Source organism: Acinetobacter celticus (assembly GCF_001707755.1).
In the GTDB taxonomy this organism is placed as follows: domain Bacteria; phylum Pseudomonadota; class Gammaproteobacteria; order Pseudomonadales; family Moraxellaceae; genus Acinetobacter; species Acinetobacter celticus.
Genome location: NZ_MBDL01000001.1, coordinates 375,881 through 395,433, shown reverse-complemented (window position 1 = coordinate 395,433; position 19,553 = coordinate 375,881). Strand labels below are relative to the sequence as shown.

15 protein-coding genes and 1 pseudogene are annotated in these 19,553 nt (G+C 39.0%); 11 read left to right on the top strand and 5 right to left on the bottom strand.

Annotated elements, in window-relative coordinates; translation table 11 throughout:
• Window positions 1–76: 76 nt before the first annotated feature.
• A complete protein-coding gene (locus tag BBP83_RS01855) occupies window positions 77–2,047 on the top strand; it encodes a BCCT family transporter (RefSeq protein ID WP_068885707.1) in 1,971 nt (656 codons plus the stop codon).
• Between the two features lie 83 nt (window positions 2,048–2,130).
• On the opposite strand, the gene omp33-36 is transcribed toward BBP83_RS01855, so the two are convergent.
• Window positions 2,131–3,012 (bottom strand): porin Omp33-36, encoded by an 882-nt coding sequence (omp33-36, locus tag BBP83_RS01850; protein WP_068885706.1) that lies wholly within the window; start codon window positions 3,010–3,012, stop codon window positions 2,131–2,133.
• Between the two features lie 1,120 nt (window positions 3,013–4,132).
• On the opposite strand from omp33-36, the gene BBP83_RS01845 reads away from it, so the two are divergent.
• Genes BBP83_RS01845 through BBP83_RS15625 form a run of 3 tightly spaced genes read left to right on the top strand, consistent with a single transcriptional unit; the run spans window position 4,133 to window position 7,529 of the window.
• Window positions 4,133–5,833 (top strand): GGDEF domain-containing protein, encoded by a 1,701-nt coding sequence (locus BBP83_RS01845; RefSeq protein ID WP_068885705.1) that lies wholly within the window; start codon window positions 4,133–4,135, stop codon window positions 5,831–5,833.
• 16 nt (window positions 5,834–5,849) lie between these two features.
• Complete coding sequence (locus BBP83_RS15630; protein ID WP_342669281.1) at window positions 5,850–6,692, top strand: P-loop NTPase fold protein; 843 nt, start codon at window positions 5,850–5,852, stop codon at window positions 6,690–6,692.
• A 12-nt stretch (window positions 6,693–6,704) separates the two neighbouring features.
• Entirely contained in the window at window positions 6,705–7,529 is an 825-nt protein-coding gene (locus tag BBP83_RS15625; protein ID WP_342669280.1) for a hypothetical protein, read from the top strand.
• Window positions 7,530–7,557: 28 nt separating this feature from the next.
• Here the strand turns inward: BBP83_RS15625 and uvrA are convergent, their stop codons facing one another.
• Window positions 7,558–10,389 (bottom strand): excinuclease ABC subunit UvrA, encoded by a 2,832-nt coding sequence (uvrA, locus tag BBP83_RS01835; protein ID WP_068885704.1) that lies wholly within the window; start codon window positions 10,387–10,389, stop codon window positions 7,558–7,560.
• 242 nt (window positions 10,390–10,631) lie between these two features.
• On the opposite strand from uvrA, the gene BBP83_RS01830 reads away from it, so the two are divergent.
• Both BBP83_RS01830 and BBP83_RS01825 read left to right on the top strand, forming a co-directional pair.
• Window positions 10,632–10,988 carry a DUF1304 domain-containing protein gene (locus tag BBP83_RS01830; protein WP_068885703.1) on the top strand — a complete coding sequence of 119 codons (357 nt, stop codon included), beginning with the start codon at window positions 10,632–10,634 and terminating at the stop codon, window positions 10,986–10,988.
• Window positions 10,989–11,045: 57 nt separating this feature from the next.
• Window positions 11,046–11,377 (top strand): annotated as a pseudogene (locus BBP83_RS01825) (GlpM family protein).
• 12 nt (window positions 11,378–11,389) lie between these two features.
• On the opposite strand, the gene tenA reads toward BBP83_RS01825, so the two are convergent.
• Window positions 11,390–12,052 (bottom strand): thiaminase II, encoded by a 663-nt coding sequence (tenA, locus tag BBP83_RS01820; protein ID WP_068885702.1) that lies wholly within the window; start codon window positions 12,050–12,052, stop codon window positions 11,390–11,392.
• Between the two features lie 339 nt (window positions 12,053–12,391).
• Here tenA and BBP83_RS01815 point away from each other — a divergent pair, with 339 nt between their 5' ends.
• The 4 genes from BBP83_RS01815 to ahpC all read left to right on the top strand — a co-directional run bounded on the left by BBP83_RS01815 (window position 12,392) and on the right by ahpC (window position 16,439).
• Entirely contained in the window at window positions 12,392–13,477 is a 1,086-nt protein-coding gene (locus tag BBP83_RS01815) for a DUF475 domain-containing protein (RefSeq protein ID WP_068885701.1), read from the top strand.
• Window positions 13,478–13,622: 145 nt separating this feature from the next.
• Entirely contained in the window at window positions 13,623–14,987 is a 1,365-nt protein-coding gene (locus tag BBP83_RS01810; RefSeq protein WP_068885700.1) for an MFS transporter, read from the top strand.
• A 51-nt stretch (window positions 14,988–15,038) separates the two neighbouring features.
• Window positions 15,039–15,653, top strand: coding sequence for a single-stranded DNA-binding protein (ssb, locus tag BBP83_RS01805; protein ID WP_068885699.1), 615 nt, complete (start codon window positions 15,039–15,041; stop codon window positions 15,651–15,653).
• Window positions 15,654–15,875: 222 nt separating this feature from the next.
• Complete coding sequence (gene ahpC, locus BBP83_RS01800; protein ID WP_068885698.1) at window positions 15,876–16,439, top strand: alkyl hydroperoxide reductase subunit C; 564 nt, start codon at window positions 15,876–15,878, stop codon at window positions 16,437–16,439.
• Window positions 16,440–16,476: 37 nt separating this feature from the next.
• Here the strand turns inward: ahpC and BBP83_RS01795 are convergent, their stop codons facing one another.
• Both BBP83_RS01795 and ycaC read right to left on the bottom strand, forming a co-directional pair.
• Window positions 16,477–17,400 (bottom strand): LysR substrate-binding domain-containing protein, encoded by a 924-nt coding sequence (locus BBP83_RS01795; protein ID WP_068885697.1) that lies wholly within the window; start codon window positions 17,398–17,400, stop codon window positions 16,477–16,479.
• A gap of 113 nt (window positions 17,401–17,513) precedes the next feature.
• Window positions 17,514–18,140, bottom strand: coding sequence for an isochorismate family cysteine hydrolase YcaC (ycaC, locus tag BBP83_RS01790; RefSeq protein ID WP_068885696.1), 627 nt, complete (start codon window positions 18,138–18,140; stop codon window positions 17,514–17,516).
• Between the two features lie 354 nt (window positions 18,141–18,494).
• Here ycaC and BBP83_RS01785 point away from each other — a divergent pair, with 354 nt between their 5' ends.
• A complete protein-coding gene (locus tag BBP83_RS01785) occupies window positions 18,495–19,373 on the top strand; it encodes a pirin family protein (protein ID WP_068885695.1) in 879 nt (292 codons plus the stop codon).
• Window positions 19,374–19,553: the final 180 nt, after the last annotated feature.

Below are 19,553 nucleotides of genomic sequence, written 5' to 3'. Positions count from 1 at the left end.
TTTTTGTTCACACCCAGTGAATACTTCTTGACCTTCGGGTCTGTCTGATAAACAAAATAATCAAGATGGGGTCTTTATGTCTTCCAAACAGACATCTTGGTATTCTAATGTGAATCCCAACGTGTTTCTTAGTACGGTCATTTTAATTGGTGTATTTCTGGTCATTGTCATACTGGCACCCAATTCATTTGATTTAATCACCAAACAGCTAAATCAATGGGTTACAGATTCTTTTAGCTGGTTCTATGTTTTATCTGTCGCGGTTTTTCTGATCTTACTGATTTATATCGCCATGTCGGACATGGGTAAAATTAAGCTTGGACCTGAGCACAGTCAACCTTCTTATCGTAATACCTCTTGGTTTGCCATGTTGTTTACCGCAGGTATGGGTATTGGTCTGATGTTTTTTGGCGTTGCTGAACCCATCATGCATTATGTGTCTCCACCGGTCGGAGATCCTGAAACGATAAATGCGGCTCAACAATCTATGCGTGTTACCTTTTTTCATTGGGGGCTACATGCTTGGGCCATTTATACCATTGTGGGTTTATCGTTGGCTTATTTTGCGTATCGTCACAACCTACCTTTAAAAATTCGTTCAGCACTTTATCCTCTGATTGGTCAGAAAATTTATGGCCCCATTGGTGATGCTGTCGATACTTTTGCCACGATTGGTACCGTATTCGGTGTGGCAACCACACTGGGTTTTGGTGTGACACAAATCAATTCAGGTCTGAATTACTTATTTGGAGTGGAACAGTCCGCACATACCCAAGTGATTTTAATCATTGTGGTTAGTACGATGGCATCGTTATCGGTCTTTTTAGGTTTAGATAAAGGGATTAAAAGGCTGTCTGAACTCAATTTAGTTTTGGCTTTGGTGCTTTTGCTGTTTGTTTTCTTTGCAGGCCCAAGTATTTATTTACTGCAAACCACCATTCAAAATTCTGGGCAGTATATGTCCAATTTATTCAGTATGACTTTTAATCTATATGCTTATCAACCCAATGGTTGGATTGGTGGTTGGACGATTATGTACTGGGCATGGTGGATTTCATGGTCACCCTTTGTCGGCATGTTCATTGCGCGGGTTTCGGAAGGACGAAGTATTCGTGAATTCATTGTCGGGGTATTGCTCATTCCATCAGGTTTTACCTTGATTTGGATGGGCTTTATGGGTAATGCTGCCCTGTACAGTATTTTACACGAAGCCAATACGGGATTGATGGCTGCCGTGCAACGTGATTCTTCTGTTGCCTTATTTGAATTTTTACATAGCTTGCCATTTTCTGGCGCCATGAGCGTACTGGCGACCTTATTAGTCATGCTCTTTTTTGTGACTTCTGCCGACTCTGGTGCACTGGTGACGGACTATCTAACTGCTAAATCTGAACATTCGCCAATTTGGCAACGTCTATTTTGGACAGTGCTCATGGCGCTTTTGGCAATTGTATTACTGTTGGCAGGTGGCCTGAGTGCGCTACAGTCTGCAACAATGCTGAGCGCCTTACCTTTTACCTTTATTATGCTCTTTATTTGTTGGGGCTTGCTACGGGCACTGCGTTTAGATGTCGTTAAAATGCATGCTTTACAGGATGCACGAATTACCCCTAGAGCCATTAAAAATCCGCGTAGTTGGCAACAACGGTTGGGGTTGATTATGCATTACCCACATAGTAAAGCAGAGGTTGAGCAATTTATTCAAGAACAGGTGTTGCAGTCGTTTAACAGTATTCAACGTGAATTTAAGCGCCGTGAATTAACCGTAGCCATTGTTCAGCTTGAAGAAGGGCTGGAGCTTCGAGTAGATCATCATAATGAAATTAACTTTATTTATCAGGTGATCTCGCGTGACATTGTCCCACCCAGTTTTATGGCAGATTTACAGGCTGAACATGCCGAATATTATCAAGCAGAAGTCTTTTTAAAAGAAGGCGGTCAAAATTATGATGTGATGGAATGGACGCAAGACGATTTGCTACAGGATATTATTGATCAATATGAACGTCATCTGCACTTTTTAAATTTAGTACGACTACCTGAATAGATGGTTGTACTTCATCTGAGAATCTAAGCAATAAAAAAAGGACGCTTTAAGCGTCCTTTTTTATATTCGATTTCTAAAATAAATTAGAAACGGAATTTTGCATTTACGCCAACAGTTTCTGTATCGTATACAGAACCTTTTTCAGCATTAGCATTTACATAAGATGCGCCAACTGCAACAGCAGGAGTAATGAAGTAGTTTACGTTCGTACCCCAAGCTGAGTTAGGTGATTCAGTAAAGTTAGATTTCATGTAAGATGCGTTAACGCTTAATTTAGGTGTAACGAAAAGAGTTGTACCTAGGTTATAAGCAGTCTGTTCACCGTAAACTAAACCAGTTTCAAAACCAATCGCCATGTTAGTGCCGTCAATTGCGCCAACATATTTAGTACGTGCAGTGATTGCGTCTTGGTCATCGTTAATAGTCGCTGATTCTAAAGCAGCTTTAGCAACACCGTTATTCATGATGTTGAAAGCGTCTAAAGAAGCTTGGTCGGCAACGCTAGTATAACCTACCGCAACCAAGAAGTTAGGAGCAACAACAGCACCAAGTTCTAATGCATAACGGTCGCCTTGATCATCCGCTTCACCGCCTTTACCATCAAGTTTAGTATGGTTATAAGAAGCACTTACGTATGCAGGAACAAATTTAGTCGGAATATAAGCTTCAGCTTTAGCACCATAAGTATGAGCTACGAAGTCGCTATCATCAGCATCAACGTCATATTCGCCATAGTTATAAGCAACAGAAACGTTAGAAGCTTGGTTTAAAAATGCTGCTTCAGCCAATGGACCTTTAGAAGAGTCAACATTTTTGAAGTAATAAGTGCCTTGTACCGCACCAGTAAAGTTTTTGTCATTTACTGTGTTGTCGATGTACTCAGATTGACCTTGTACTTCGAATTGGTATGCTTGAGCACCGGTCATGGCTAATAATAAAGCAGTGGCTAAACCGAGTTTTTTCATAATAGTTACCAGTTATGTTGCAAATGGATTAAACATTGGGCATTGTATTGTAACAAATCATTAAGTCAATGATCTTTAAGTGATTATTTTGAGGTAGTTATTTTTGTTTATTCTTTAGCCAAAAGAACACTGAAAAGAGAAAATCATGTCAACCTTAAAAAAGTTGATTCAGAACAAGGACTCTGTGCAACCTTTTTATTCAAAAATAAGTAAATAAACGGGAAAAAATGAGTATTTATTGATTGTAATAAACGATTGATATTTTATTTTTAGTTGAAATAACAATTTAGCGATAATTAATTTTGGTGTGAAAAACGTGCAGTAGTTTGCCATTTAAAGAACAATAGTTAGATTTTGGCAATAAAATAATAGAATTAGCTTATTAAATATTCATTTATGTATTTATAGGATTTGTAAATTAACACAAATCATTTTAAGTGTGATTTTTATCACAATAAAAGTAGATTAATTAACTTTACTTATTTTACAATTTTTACCATAATCTGTTGATCAGATTCGGTTACACATACAATTATGTGACCAATGACAGATACTCCACAAGTTTTGTTTTATCGGCCCAGCTTTCCCCAAAGTTGGGCTTTTTTTTATCCAAAATTAGGTAGGTAGGAGTAAATGAAGAGAATTTTGTACAGTTATTAGTCTGAAATACAGAAAGTAATTTAAATAACGCACAATAATGGTGCTTTAATATAAATTAGAAAATAAGAAAAAAAATAAATCTAAAAAAAACCCCAGTTTTTATTCAAAACTGAGGTCTTTTAGCCAAAACTTTCGGATAATCTAAAATTTCTGCTGAGGAAAATTTTATAATGCCCTAATGTGGTGCATTATGCACTAAATTGTAGCGCGTGTAAATAATTTATTAAAAGCATAACTAAAAAATGATTAATATTTTTATCTATTTGAAATATATTGAAAATTAAAAGCAGATGCGCAATCATTCCAGCCTTATGAATAAATATGTGAACAATAGAAAAGAAATTGCACTAATTGTGATCAATTTATAATTTATTGATATAGTCTACTACTGTAATAAAAAATGTCGAAATTTTGCTCTTTTGAGCGTTGGTTGATTTGATGATGGGGCGTAAAAATTATTATGAGTGCTTTACGCTCGGAACATATTAGCCACCGCTTATGGTTGGCGATGTTGATTATTGTTTTTTCAGTGGTGCTGATGAGTTTACCGTTGATATTGAATAACTATCGCGATTATCAAAAAAGTTCAGAAGTACTGTTAGAAATTCAGAGCTTAAAAATGGTGGCTGAACTGGTCAATAAAGTGTCTAGAGAACGCGCCCCTGCAAATAATGTAATGTCCAGTGTGTGGAATGAGCATTTTAAGAGTCAAGAAGCTTTAGAAAAATATCGAAAAGATGTGGATATTCACATCCAACAAACAATAGATGTACTGAATGAAACGGGTTTTGAGCTCGCGGCTCAGGAACTCCAACAACAATTTATTCCTACTTTAATACTCGGACGTCAAGCAGTCGATGATTATGTGGCTGTACCGAGTAAGCACAGGAAAATGCAACAATTAGATGGGGCTATTTCTGCCATGTTTAAGGCATGGGATAAAAGCCATGATGTTCTACAACATGTGATTGAGCAATCTAAAGGGAAAAATTCAATATTTTCAAGTAACTATACTTTGATTTTCTTATTGGCTGATTTGAGAGATCAAGCAGGGCGCGCGGCCTCGAATATTATGGCAGCAGTCACTTTTAATGAAACGGTACCTAATGAAAACTTAGCTCGCTCTTTGCAAACGCAGCGCCAAGCGCAGTATTTATGGGAATTGGTGCATATTGTTCAACCAGAGCAGGACAAAACGCCTGAATTTCAGGTTTTGCATCAACGGGTGAAAACTGAATTTTTAGATCAGGCATTGCCTCTTATTAATGAATTAATTAATGAAAGCTTAAAAGGTCAATCTTATCGGATGATTGGGCCACAATTAACCGAAGCTATGTTGAATAAGTTCACATCGGTCATTGATTTACAAAACTATATTTTAGAGTACAGCGTGCATAGTGCACAAATTGAACAGGAATATGCCAGAAAAGAATTAATTTATGCCATTTTAATTTTACTGGTTTCATTATTCACCATTTTGCTCACGATGATTTATGCAAAAAAATGGGTCTTTGAACCTTTAATTCTAGCAAGAGAACAATTGTTTGCCTTGGCTCAATTTGAAGATCGGTCTGTACAAGTCAATAAACGTAAACAGGGGGCGAATATTTTTGATGCGATTGGTCGAGTACAAAAAAAATTGCAACAACGTGAAGCATTGGAATTTCAGTTAAAGCATGTTGCTCATTCAGATTCGTTAACGGGGGTTGCCAACCGTTTTGCTTTAGATGAATACATTAAAATGCTAGAGAACCAGTCAGCCCAATTTCAGCAGTCATGTTTAATTATTATTGATATTGATAATTTTAAACAGGTAAATGATAGTTATGGGCATATTACAGGTGATTTAGTTATTCAGGCGGTGGCAGAGTCTTTAAAAGAATCTGTGAAGACATCTGATTTGTTGGTGCGCTATGGCGGTGATGAATTTTTGGTTTTAATTGAAAATATCAGTATAGCAACAGCATTAAAAATTGCAGAAAAAATTCGTAAGAGTGTCGCGAAGTCTGACGTTTTTCAGCCAGAAAACTTTGAACGTATACAGGTTTCCATTAGTGCAGGAGTGGCTGTCGGTGCAGGAAGTTGGATGGGGCTTTTAGCCAAAGCAGATGAAGCTTTGTTTCGAGCCAAGGCAAAAGGAAAGAATACGGTTTCGAGTTGATAAAATTAAGGTATTTATGAATCTATTAGAAAAAATAAAGTATTTACAAGAACACCTTGAGCATAATATTACAAATGATAAAGTTGGTAGTGCAATAGCAATTACTGGTTCATGGGGTGTTGGAAAAACATATTTTTGGAATAAGTTATTAGAAGATATTAGGGTGAGTGATTCTGATAATGTTCTTTCAAAAAGAAAATATGCCTATATTTCATTGTTTGGTATAGAGTCATTGAGTGATTTAAAAACCCAAATTTATAGCAATATTGAAAATCATCATTTACCAATAGAGGTTCCTAGATGGTTAAAGAGTTTGCCTTCAATTTTTAAGGATACACGTGTTACGCAGTTAGGTATAAATGCTCCTGTAAAACTTATAGATAATTTGCTTTTTAACCAAGTTAAAGACGCAATTATTTGTTTTGACGATTTTGAACGGATGTCGAATAAGTTAGATATTAAAGATGTTATGGGCTTGGCGAATCAACTCAAATTAGAGAAAAATTGTCAGGTTATTTTAATTCTTGATGAGTCAAAAGCAGAAGGTGAAAATAAAAGTAAATATGCTGAATACAAAGAAAAGTTAATCGATGAAGAAATAAAAATTACTTCCGTAGAACCTTTGATTCGTGCAAATACAAAAGATATAGATGAGCCTTTGATTGAATTAATGGTGAAATTTGCAGATGGTTTGGAAATTCATAATTTTAGATTTTTCCAAAAAGCTATAAATCTATATAGAAAATTTAGAGCAAAATTACCAGAAGTAGTTGCAGAGTCAACGAAGGAAATTATTTTAATTAGAATTTTGCAAGGATATTTTATTGAGGATTTTGGAGAAAAATTTGAGTTTAAATAGGGAGATATCAAATTGGTCATCGAGGAAAGGCAAAAGGATTGGTCTGGGCGAAAAACTAAAACTTATGAAGCTCTACGGACGATTTCCTACTATTTTATTCGCTCTGACGAATGGCTTACTGAGTTTAAAAAATGGTTTGATCAAGTAGGTGAGCTAGATTTTACTTTATTGAATGATTTAGCAAATTCTACGTTGATTTCAGAACGGAATAATAAAATTAAGGGCGATTTTCATAAGTGTTGTGAAGATTTTTGGGGGCTTCAAGTTAATAAAAAATTTCCAGAAATTTTTTATGAAAAAACTAGAAGAGTTATTGGTTTGGAGAACTTAGGTAATCTGAGCTTTGCTTTACAAGTATTAGAACTTTTTGCAAAAGATGTTACCGCTTTAGAACAAGAGATTATTGACTGGCTCAAGGAAAAAATGGAAAAACCCCAATCTACTTTCCGCATACATGAAAGTTTTGGAGAAGTAAGACCCATATTTAAAAAATTCATAGAAACTTACGAATTAGATAAAGAAAAACTACCTCATTTAATTGATGCAATCTTTCACATTTATGTTAAACAAGGATGGAGTAATAAAGATGAATTGTCTGTGAAGAAGGCAAGTAACGAAGATTGGGAAAAAATGTTATTTGATGAAATATCTCAGGATTCAAGATTTGACTCAATACATAGTAGTTATATTGTTAAAAAAGTATTAGAACGAGAAAAAGACTCTGAGTTAGGTAAACAGATTAGTAACGTAATTACTGAAATTTATAATGAAAAAGCACAAGCAGATGAATTTTATAAAAGTTATATGGATTTTCTTATTTTTAGATTAGATAACTAAAAAAGGGCTCTTTCGAGCCCTTCTATTCTTACTTCAATAACGCTTTCAAAAACTTCGCAGTATGTGAAACTTTGGATTTAACAACCTCTTCAGGTGTACCTTCGGCAATAATCATCCCGCCACCCGCACCACCTTCAGGGCCTAAGTCTACAATCCAATCTGCGGTTTTAATCACATCTAAATTGTGCTCAATCACCACAATGGTATTACCTTTGTTGCGTAGCTCATGCAAAATGTCGAGCAGTTTTGCAATGTCATGAAAATGCAGACCTGTGGTTGGCTCATCTAAAATATAGAGCGTTTTGCCTGTATCGCGCTTGGCCAGTTCACGTGCTAATTTTACCCGTTGTGCCTCACCCCCAGACAGTGTCGTGGCAGATTGACCCAAACGGATATAACCCAAACCTACTTGATATAAAGTTTCTAAACGGCGGTGAATTACAGGAATGGCATCGAAGAAATGCATGGCATCTTCAACAGTCATTTCCAAGACATCGGAAATGTTTTTGCCTTTATAGTTCACTTCTAGCGTTTCGCGGTTATAGCGCTTGCCATGACAGTTATCACAAGGCACATACATATCGGGTAAAAAATGCATGGCGACTTTAATCATCCCGTCGCCTTCACAGGCTTCACAGCGTCCGCCTTTGACATTAAATGAGAAACGTCCTGCAGCATAACCACGTGCTTTGGCTTCTTGGGTTTGTGAAAATAATTCACGGATCGGGGTGAATAAACCAGTGTAGGTTGCAGGGTTAGAACGCGGTGTACGACCAATTGGGCTTTGGTCAATATCAACCACTTTATCTAAAAATTGCAGACCATCAATCGAGTCAAATTTTTCAGCAGTTAACGTTGTTGCACCATTCAGTTGGGTGGCTGCCAGTGGCAATAGGGTACGGTTAATCAGAGTAGATTTCCCTGAACCTGAAACACCTGTTATACAGGTCATAACACCCATTGGAATGATCAAGTCGACATTTTTTAGGTTATGCCCAGCAGCCCCCATCAACTTGATTTGTTCTTCAGGTTTAGGTGGTTGTGTCCGAACTTCAGGAATGGCAATTTTCAGCTTACCTGAAAGATATTGTCCTGTGAGTGAGTTCGGGTTAGCCAAAATTTCTTCATAAGTGCCTTCAGCAATAATGTGACCGCCATGAATACCTGCACCGGGGCCAATATCAATAATATGGTCGGCGGCACGGATGGCATCTTCATCATGCTCAACCACTAAAACGGTGTTACCAAGGTCACGTAAGCGTACCAGTGTTTCAAGTAGTCGGTCGTTGTCCCGCTGATGTAAACCAATTGAGGGCTCATCTAAAACGTACATCACCCCCATTAAGCCTGCACCAATTTGCGACGCCAGACGAATCCGCTGTGCTTCACCGCCAGACAGGGTTTCAGCGGAACGCGATAAACTTAAATAGTTCAAACCGACTGAAACGAGGAAGTGCAGGCGTTCGCGAATTTCTTTAAAAATTTTATCGCCAATTTCGCCTTTTGCACCTTCTAGATGCACATCTTGATAATACTGCTCTGCATCACCAATCGACATTTTAGTAATTTGCGCGATGGTTTTATCTAAAATTTTCACATTACGCGAAATTTCATTTAGACGTGAGCCGTCACAGGCATCGCAAGCCGCATTGGATAAATACTGTGCTAAATCTTCACGAACATAATTACTTTCGGTTTCACGGTAGCGACGTTCTAAATGAGGCAAAATCCCTTCAAAAGGTTGCACACGTTTATGCGAACGACCACGTTCATCAATGTAACTTAAATCAATTTTGTCTTTGCCCGTGCCATAAAGAAATTTCTTTTTGGTTTCAGCATCCAGCTCATGCCACGGCGTATCTAAAGAAAAGCCAAAATGTGCTGCGACTTTTTCAATCATGCTGTAGTAATACGGACGTTGTCTGTCCCAACCACGAATCGCCCCTTGGCTAATCGATACTTCATTGTTTGGAATTAGTTTATCCGCACTGAAATGGCTACGTGTGCCCAAACCATCGCAAACAGGGCAGGCACCAAACGGGTTGTTAAAGGAAAACAGGCGCGGTTCAAGTTCACCGACAGCGCGTTCACATTCAGGGCACGAGTGCTTGGCAGAGAAGGTGCGGTCATTTTGTTCGCCGTCCATCCATGACAAAACGGCAATGTCGCCACCCAAACGTAAGGCAGTTTCAAAACTTTCTGCAATACGGTTGCCTAAGTCTTCACGGACTTTAAAGCGGTCAACCACCACTTCAATGGTGTGTTTTTTCTTTTTGTCTAATTCGGGTGGGGTTTCAATTTCGATAATTTCACCATCGACCCGTGCGCGGACAAAACCCTGACCTTGTAACTGTTCAAATAAAGCGGTGTATTCACCTTTACGGTCGCGTACCACTGGTGCAAGTAGCATCAGTGCCGTACCTTCTTCTAATACTTTAACGGCATCGACCATTTCAGATACCGTCTGCGCCACCATTGGCAAGTCATGTTCTGGGCAATACGGGGTTCCGACTCGTGCATACAATAGACGTAAATAATCGTAAATTTCAGTAATTGTGCCCACAGTTGAACGTGGGTTGTGGCTGGTTGATTTTTGTTCAATGGCAATTGCAGGGCTTAAGCCTTCAATGGAATCGACTTCTGGTTTTTCCATTTGCGAAAGGAATTGGCGCGCATAGGCAGACAGGGATTCGACATAACGGCGTTGGCCTTCTGCATATAAGGTGTCAAAGGCCAGTGACGACTTTCCAGAGCCTGAAAGTCCCGTAATGACCACGAACTTGTCGCGTGGAATATCGAGTGACACATTTTTTAAGTTATGGGTACGTGCGCCTCGAATACGGATATGACTTTGACTCATAAAGCTTTCTCGAAATTGTACAAATGAAGAGTTATATATGATAGCGATTTAAAATTGTTCAAGCTGTATTAATTTATTTTTTAACGACATTTTATGTCGGCTCAGTTCAGGATTTAAAATAAACGGGTGGTGATGATGTTTTTTATACCTGTAAGTCAGAAATTTAAATGTCAAAATTCAGTATTTCGACTGATTCATGGCTAAAATGCAAAATATGGTCTGAAAAATAAAAAGGAAATCACATGCTCGTTGCTCAGGTTCTGATTGCTATTATTGCAATTTTACATCTTTATTTTTTAATTTTAGAAATGTTCCTGTGGGATAAACCTTTAGGAATGAAAGCCTTTGGCAATACGGCTGAAAAGGCAAAACTCACCAAAGTTTTGGCACAGAATCAGGGTTTATATAATGGTTTTTTAGCCACAGGATTGATTTGGTCACTCTTTGCATCTGCACCCTTTGCCATTCAACTCGCCAATTTCTTTTTAGGCTGTGTTTTGGTGGCGGGTCTTTATGGTGCAATGACAGCCAGTAAAAAGATTCTTTATATTCAGGCGATGCCGGCATTGATTGCTTTAATTGCGCTAAATGTGTTTTAGGGAGCACGATTGGCATAAGCTTAGTTGCTTAAAGCTTTTGCTGTTGGATTTGTGAATATGTTGTCTTTATTTTTGAAATGTATGTTAGGTGCTGTTGCGGTACTGGTGATTTCGATATTTTCTAAAAGTAAGGCATTTTATCTTGCAGGTCTGGTTCCACTTTTGCATTAATTGCACATGTCATTGTTACACAAGAAAAAGGTGCAGAGTCACTACGTCAAACGGCATTATTTGGTCTATGGTCTTTAATTCCTTATTTTATTTACTTGTTCTTGGTCTATCTGTTGGCGTTAAAACTCCCCTTGTGGATGTGTTTGGGCGTAGCTACAGCAGGTTGGATTGCTGCTACAGCTATTTTGATTTATGCATGGCAAAACTTTATGCATTAATCTGCCGAAGCATTAAAGTGGCCAACCGCGTTGATGGTAAGCACTTTCCCAGAACAACCATTCTAATTCTGCACCACGGGTATAGGCTTTATGCATTTTTTCTAGGGTGTCGGCATCACAACGGGCAGCAACTTTATCAATGGTTGCAATGACGTTGCGTACCGCCGTATGGAAGTCTTCACCCGAATAGGTATCAATCCATGCTTGGTAGGGGTTATTGGGTACAGAATTGCCTACAATATCTTTACCCACTTCGGCATAAATCCAAAAGCAGGGAAGCAGCGATGCCAAAACCACAGGATAGCTTTCAGACCAAGCCGTTGCTGTTAAAAATGACGTGTAATGATGGCAGGCAAGGGTCAGTGGCGTATTTTCAAATTGAGTTTTCGAAATATCAAATTCTTTCATAAAATCATTGTGTAAGCTACGCTCAACCACAATGGCAATTTTTGCGCCTTCTGAAAATTGAATGATATCATCGGCATCAAATGCTTTGGCGGCACAGACGGCTAAAGCACGTCCATAGGCCAATAAATAATGTGAATCTTGAATAACATAATGGCAAAAAGCCGATTTGCTTAAGGTGCCTTGGGCCAGTTCTTGGTTAAACGGCAGGGCTAAGGTTTTTTGATATAACGCAGTATTACGTTGCCATACTTCTTGGGAAAAGCGCATAAATATAGATCCGAATAACAAAGCTAAAGAGAAAATAATTTATTCGCTACGGACTATAGCAAGACTCTAGGGTTGAAGATATTCCACACCATCATTCAGGCACGCTGATTCTATAAAATCATACGAAGTCCTTTGGCATCGTCAGTAAAAAACGTCATAATTAGGTCATTCAAATTCAGACTTGCGTTGCATATTCTGCTCAAGTCCTTTTTTCTGGTAAAAATGACCTAGCGCAAAAACATAGAATCAACAGCTAAATAGTTTGTTGATCGTCAGTATATTTTTGTTTTATATATTTTTATTGGATATTTCTACTCCATTATCTAAGGTCGATTTTTCATGATGAAACATTTTGGTTTCTCAATCATCTTTACGATTGTGTGTTTGGGTATCGCAGCATATTGGGGCTTTAGCCATGGCCCCAATGCTGGTGTTCAAGCCATGATTACTGCACTGACCATTACCGCAATTTTAGCGGTCATGGAAGTGTCACTTTCATTTGACAATGCTGTGGTCAATGCATCGGTACTACGGGGTTGGGATCATTTCTGGAAAATGCTCTTTTTAACCGTTGGTATTGTGGTTGCTGTATTTGGTATGCGTTTGGTGTTCCCAATTGTGATTGTGGCTGTAACTGCAGATATGGGCATGTTTGAAGTGGTCAAAATGGCACTGAATAACCCAATTGAATATTCAGCCAAACTAATGGCACATCATGCAGAAATTGCGGCTTTTGGTGGTTCATTTTTATTGTTAGTTTTCTTGAATTTCTTTTTAGATGATGAGAAAGATACCCATTGGTTCCGTTGGTTAGAACGCCGTTTGGCAAATTTAGCCAATGTTCCAGCAATGTCAGTTTTTCTTGCACTGATTGCTCTTTTGGTGATGGCGACCAATATTGATGAAGCAAAACGCTTAGTTGTAACAATGGCAGGGATTTGGGGCATTGTGGTCTATGTTGGCGTACAAGTGCTCAGCCACATGTTAGGTGGTGAACCTGAAGTAGATGAAGAGGGTAATGCAGTTGGACATGATGCCAATGGCGCACCAACTGGCTTAATTAAAGCGGGTATCGGTGGCTTTATTTATTTAGAAGTATTAGATGCTTCTTTCAGTTTTGATGGTGTGATTGGTGCATTTGCAATTACCTCGGATGTGGTGATTATTATGCTCGGCCTTGCCATTGGTGCAATGTTCGTGCGTTCAATGACCATTTACTTGGTCGACAAAGGCACATTGGATGCCTATGTGTATTTAGAACATGGCGCACATTATGCCATTGGTGCGTTGGCATTTATTATGTTGGCCAGCGGTACAGGCGTGCACGTACCTGAAGTTGTGACGGGTTTAATTGGTGTGGCATTAATTGTCTGGGCCGTGATTGCGTCTATTCAATATAAAAAACGTCAAACACAGCACAGTTAATATTGGCTTCATAAAAAACATGAGAATGAAAGGGTGCAAATGCACCCTTTTTTATTGGTACAAGGAGGCGAATACATCAGCACTGTGATCTGGAATGATGTAGGATATCTCCATCCATTTTCCCTTTTAAATTACGCTTATTGATATGATGAATGCTTTAGAACGTCGCTCAACTTTTGCCCTAAGCAGTATTTTTGCATTGCGCATGTTGGGCCTGTTCATGATTATCCCAGTATTTTCGGTGGCAGGGCAGTCTTATCAATATGCAACACCTGCTTTGATCGGTCTTGCTGTGGGGGTATATGGTTTAACACAGGCCATTTTACAAATTCCATTTAGCTTAATTGCTGACCGTTACAGCCGTAAACCTTTGGTGGTGATTGGTCTGTTATTGTTTGCATTAGGTGGTGCAGTGGCTGCCATGTCAGACACCATTTATGGGGTGATTATTGGCCGTGCAATTGCAGGGGGCGGTGCCGTTTCTGCTGTGGTTATGGCCTTACTTGCCGATGTGACCCGTGAAGAACAGCGTACCAAAGCCATGGCGATTATGGGCATGAGCATTGGATTGTCTTTTGTGGTGGCATTTAGCCTCGGGCCGTGGCTTACAGGATTGGTCGGTATTTCAGGCTTATTTTGGGTCACCACCATTATGGGCTTAGCAGCCATTGCCACGTTGCTTCTGGTGCCAAAAGTCACGCGTCATCACCGCAACTTTCAGCAAGGCTACATGACGCAGTTGAAACAAGTACTGAAGATGGGCAATTTAAATCGCTTGCATGTTTCGGTCTTTTCACTGCATTTGTTACTGACCGCTATGTTTATTTATGTGCCGTCACAGCTGATTGATTTTGCAAAAATTCCATTATCGAGTCATGGCTTGGTGTATTTGCCTTTATTGGTGATTAGCCTGTTTTTTGCCTTCCCTAGTATTATTTTGGCGGAAAAATATCGCAAAATGCGTGGCATTTTCCTGACAGCCATTGGCGGTATTATTGTAGGACTTGCCGTTTTAATTTTCGGTTATCAATCTAAATATCTTTTGTTAACAGGCTTAGGGCTGTTCTTTATTGCCTTTAACGTGATGGAAGCATTATTGCCCTCTTGGTTGTCTAAAGCGGCACCGATTCAATCGAAAGCAACCGCAATGGGTGTGAACGCTAGTAGCCAATTTTTAGGTGCATTTTGTGGCGGGATGTTGGGCGGTCAATTGTTAGGGCTGAATAATACCGCTATAGGGTGGGGGATTTTAACCGCCATTGCCATTCTTTGGTTATTGATTAGTTTTGGCTTAGCACAGCCCCGTTATTTGTCTTCACTGGTGTTGCGCTTGCCAGAAAGTGAACAAACAGATGAATGGACTTCTCAACTTTTGGCAATTCGTGGTATTGAAGAGGTCGTGGTGATGTCTGACCAGCAAGTGGCGTATGTGAAGGTTGATAAACAGCAAATTGATGATGCTGCGCGACAACATTTAACGCTGTTGTTGGGGAAAGAGGTAGCCATTTAAGCATAACTCTTATAAAGTAAATAATAGAAATAGATAGGAAGAATACGTCTGATGCGTGGTGTAAATAAAGTTATTTTAGTCGGTACTCTAGGTAAAGATCCAGAAACTAAAACTTTTGCGAATGGTGGCTCACTGACCCAGTTCTCTATCGCGACGAGCGATTCTTGGACAGATAAAAGTACGGGTGAACGTAAAGAGCAAACGGAATGGCACCGTATCGTATTGCATAATCGCCTAGGTGAAATTGCACAGCAATATTTACGTAAAGGTTCAAAAGTTTATATTGAAGGTTCATTGCGTACACGCCAATGGACAGATCAAAATGGTCAAGAACGCTATACCACTGAAATTCGTGGCGAACAAATGCAAATGTTGGACAGCAACAACCGTTCACAAGGCGAGCAACAAGGCCAAGGTTTTGAACAACCTCGTTTTAATAACAACCAGCAAGGTGGTTATAACAATAACCAACAAAGCGGTTATGGCAATCAAGGTGCGAATAACCAAGGTGGTTATGGCAATAGTAATCAAGCAAGCAACAACCAAGCGAACAGCAATCAAGGCAATGGCTATGCCAACAATAACCCAAGTGGGTTTGCACCAAAAGCCCCAGCAGCTCCTGTAGCACCAGCTCCATCAGATTTAGATGATGATCTTCCGTTTTAGAAAAAAGCAGAAGTTCATATAAGTCATCACTGAACCCTTTATGAAAATAAAGGGTTTTTTATTTTTCAGATGAATTAAGCAAATAGATTTATTCATTAATACTTTTGTTATCTATTAATTCGATTGTTTTTATAAAAATCTACTGTTTTACCAATTAAAATAAGTTTCGTATTCTTATTTCACACAATAAGCACTCCCCAAAATGAAATAGAGGAATACGTAATGAGTTTAATTAATACTGAAGTCAAACCTTTCAATGCCACAGCCTATAAAAATGGTCAATTCATCGAAATCTCTGAAAAAGAGATGTTGGGTCAATGGTCAGTCGTATTTTTTTATCCAGCCGATTTCACTTTTGTATGTCCAACTGAATTAGGCGATCTTGCAGATCATTATGCTGAATTCCAAAAAATGGGTGTTGAAACCTATTCTGTTTCAACAGATACGCATTTCACGCACAAAGCTTGGCATGATTCTTCTGATGAAATTAAAAAAATTCAATATCCAATGGTGGGTGACCCAACATGGACTTTGGCGAAAAACTTTGATGTGTTAATTGAAGCAGATGGTTTAGCAGACCGCGGCACTTTTGTGATTGATCCAGAAGGTAAAATTCAGATTGTTGAAATTAACGCAGGTGGTATTGGCCGTGATGCATCTGAGCTGCTTCGTAAAGTAAAAGCTGCGCAATATGTGCATGCACACCCAGGTGAAGTTTGCCCAGCGAAATGGCAAGAAGGGGATGCAACACTTGCACCTTCAATTGACCTTGTCGGTAAAATTTAATCTAAAAAACCCAGCAATCAAATGCTGGGTTTTTTGTCTAATTTAAATATCCATCGCTTTTCGCTGCAAAGCCACGTAGACCTTCAATTAATACATCAATTAATTTTTCCATCACCAGACGTTGGCCTTTTCTCGACGCATAAACCAATTGCACCGTGCCGACATTGGAACACCAATCGGGAAATAGGTGAACCAATTTACCTGACTGAATGTCATGTTCTACAGTCAAATAGGGTAAATCTGCAATGCCTAAACCATCAAGTACCGCAAAATATGCGCCCATTAAATCATTACTTTTAATTCGAGGTTGTAAGGGAATATCAATTTCTTCTTGTTGTTTTAAGTTGTGTAAATGCCAACGGTATTGCTGTTTTTGAGTACTTAGGACAATACATGGAAATTCATATAATTCAGTAATATGTTCAAGGGTACGGCCTTGTAACAGTTCGGGACTGGCGACCAAGCAATGGGCGGTTTTAATGATGTCGCGAACAATAATACTCGAATCTTCATTGGCGCTGAAATTGGTTCGAATGGCAAGGTCGATATCATCATGCAATACATCGATGCGGCGACTGGACAGTTCCATTTCAACAGTCACTTGAGGGTAATCTTTTAGAAATTGGGTCAGTAAAGGACGAATTTGGTGTTCCATCATGACCGGTGGGCAACTAATTTTCACCAGTCCTTGAGGTTCATTTTTTTGTTTTAATAACACATTTTGAGCACTATCAGCTTGCTCAATCACTTTACTACAGGCTTCAAAAAACTCTTGCCCTAAGGGGGTGACTTTAAAATGCCGCGTTGAACGTTGAATGAGGGTGATATTGTATTGGGTTTCTAAATCTAAAATACGTCGACTTAATTTAGATTTGGTAATATTCGAGGCTTCACTTGCAGCGCTAAACCCACCATGTTTTACCACGAGATAAAAATAATAGTAGTCGTCAAATGAATGCATAGATCACCTAAATAGCAATGCGAGTTTCTTTTCTGTGTTCGATCATACGTGAATATAAGATGCTATAAAATGCAAAAAGCGACCCAAAGATCGCTTTCTGTAGCGCAATAAACTTATTTCTTTTCAGTATTTTTAATATAACTTTGAATTAAGTTACTGTAGTCAGGAATATGCGCGCCAAATAATGCACCTAAACCTTCAATATCATTACGCCAGTCGCGGTGTAATTCACACGATGCGCCGAACCAAGTCATCAATTGAGCACCTGCTTGAGACATACGATCCCATGCAGAATCACGTGTTAAAGGGTTGAAAGTGCCCGAAGCATCTGTAATAACGAAGACGTCGAAATCTTCTGCTAATGCAGAAAGCGTTGGGAAGGCCACACAGACTTCAGTGACAACGCCTGCAATGATTAATTGCTTTTTACCAGTCGCTTTGATGGCTTTTACAAAGTCTTCATTGTCCCATGCATTGATTTGACCTGGGCGGGCAATATAAGGCGCGTCTGGGAACATATTTTTAAGTTCAGGAACCAAAGGGCCATTTGGGCCATCTTCAAAGCTTGTGGTTAAAATGGTTGGAAGATTAAAATATTTTGCAGCGGCGGCAAGAGCCAATACATTATTTTTAAACTTGTCAGGATCAATATCACGGACGAGCGAAAGTAGACCTGTTTGATGGTCGACCAAGAGGACGGCTGCATTGTCTTTATCTAAACGAACGTATGGTTTACCCATTTTATTTCCCTCATGATGCTATTAAAAAATACGATTGATTGATAATCCATGGCTTGAAAGTCTGGATTTATCATGAATTGCAGTGATGATGGTAGTTTTAAAAATGAGATAAAGTAAATGCAGATAAAATCATTTATGTAGGATTATTAATCTCAAATATGAGATATTTTTGAATTTAATGGGATGCTATTTTGATTTAGAGGTAGTTATTCTTTTTTTTAATCATTAGATTCAATTTAAATTGCTTATTGTCTTGTTTATGAGATTTACAATATTACTCTGCCTCTATGCGATGAGCGCTTAAAAGCATAATATTTATTTCATATTCATCCTATGAGAGATAGGAGTTAAGAGATGAAAAAAATTATTGGTGTTTACCGTAATCAAAGTATGCATTGGGTCGGAGATGGTTTTCCTGTAAAAAATCTATTTTCTTATGATCGCTTAGGACAGGCCATTAGCCCATTTCTATTGTTAGATTATGCTGCGCCGTATCAGTTTAAACCGACCACCGAACAGCATGGTGTAGGTTCTCATCCGCATCGCGGTTTTGAAACAGTCACACTGGCGTATCAAGGTGAAGTGACACATCAAGATTCTGCGGGCGGTGGCGGAACCATTCAAGCAGGTGATGTGCAGTGGATGACTGCGGGTGCAGGTTTGGTGCACGAAGAGTTTCATTCTACAGCATTCGCGCAAGCGGGTGGCTTGTTTGAAATGGTGCAACTGTGGGTCAATTTGCCCGCCAAAGACAAAATGACTGCGCCCCAATATCAAGGCATTCAAGCCCAAGATATACCCATTATTCAGTTTGATGACGATGCAGGTCATCTGCGTATTATTGCTGGTAAATATGCAGATCACCGTGGCCCAGCCAGCACTTTTAGTCCCGTAAATGTTTGGGATGGTGTTTTAAAAGCAGGCCATACCGCTGAATATGTCCACGTTCCTGTGGGACATAATGCGCTTGTTGTGGTGCTAGAAGGCGAAATGCTATTGAATGGAACCCAACAAGTGTTGGACAGTTCAATTGTGATGTTTGATAAAGATGGCGATTCTGAAATTCAACTAGAAGCCGTACGTGATGCAAAATTTTTAGTGCTCACAGGTCAACCACTAGATGAACCAATTCAAGGCTATGGCCCATTTGTTATGAACACCAAAGATGAAATTGTTCAAGCGTTTAATGATTTTAACAGTGGTAAATTTGGTGAAATTCCAGTATCGGCTTAATACTGTTTTGCATGATCTTTAATCATTAAAAAAGCCCCCGAATTGATTCGGGGGCTTTTTTTGTGCCGTAGTTTTGTGGGCTAGGCATCGATGTTTTTCCCATTTATATTGTTTTGTATCCACTTTGGAAAAAGGCTGAATCTGGTAGTTTTTAATACCTTGTTTTCTACTGGCATGGTT

What these genes read in the sequence shown, in the direction of transcription:
- tenA (WP_068885702.1), bottom strand. Translation starts at nt 12,052, where the DNA reads ATGCGCTTTTCCCAAGAAGTATGGCAACGTAATACTGCGTTATATCAA.
- ahpC (WP_068885698.1), top strand. Translation starts at nt 15,876, where the DNA reads ATGAGTTTAATTAATACTGAAGTCAAACCTTTCAATGCCACAGCCTAT.
- BBP83_RS01810 (WP_068885700.1), top strand. Translation starts at nt 13,623, where the DNA reads ATGATGAATGCTTTAGAACGTCGCTCAACTTTTGCCCTAAGCAGTATT.
- omp33-36 (WP_068885706.1), bottom strand. Translation starts at nt 3,012, where the DNA reads ATGAAAAAACTCGGTTTAGCCACTGCTTTATTATTAGCCATGACCGGT.
- BBP83_RS01795 (WP_068885697.1), bottom strand. Translation starts at nt 17,400, where the DNA reads ATGCATTCATTTGACGACTACTATTATTTTTATCTCGTGGTAAAACAT.
- BBP83_RS15630 (WP_342669281.1), top strand. Translation starts at nt 5,850, where the DNA reads ATGAATCTATTAGAAAAAATAAAGTATTTACAAGAACACCTTGAGCAT.
- uvrA (WP_068885704.1), bottom strand. Translation starts at nt 10,389, where the DNA reads ATGAGTCAAAGTCATATCCGTATTCGAGGCGCACGTACCCATAACTTA.
- BBP83_RS01815 (WP_068885701.1), top strand. Translation starts at nt 12,392, where the DNA reads ATGATGAAACATTTTGGTTTCTCAATCATCTTTACGATTGTGTGTTTG.
- ycaC (WP_068885696.1), bottom strand. Translation starts at nt 18,140, where the DNA reads ATGGGTAAACCATACGTTCGTTTAGATAAAGACAATGCAGCCGTCCTC.
- ssb (WP_068885699.1), top strand. Translation starts at nt 15,039, where the DNA reads ATGCGTGGTGTAAATAAAGTTATTTTAGTCGGTACTCTAGGTAAAGAT.
- BBP83_RS01785 (WP_068885695.1), top strand. Translation starts at nt 18,495, where the DNA reads ATGAAAAAAATTATTGGTGTTTACCGTAATCAAAGTATGCATTGGGTC.
- BBP83_RS01830 (WP_068885703.1), top strand. Translation starts at nt 10,632, where the DNA reads ATGCTCGTTGCTCAGGTTCTGATTGCTATTATTGCAATTTTACATCTT.
- BBP83_RS01845 (WP_068885705.1), top strand. Translation starts at nt 4,133, where the DNA reads ATGAGTGCTTTACGCTCGGAACATATTAGCCACCGCTTATGGTTGGCG.
- BBP83_RS01855 (WP_068885707.1), top strand. Translation starts at nt 77, where the DNA reads ATGTCTTCCAAACAGACATCTTGGTATTCTAATGTGAATCCCAACGTG.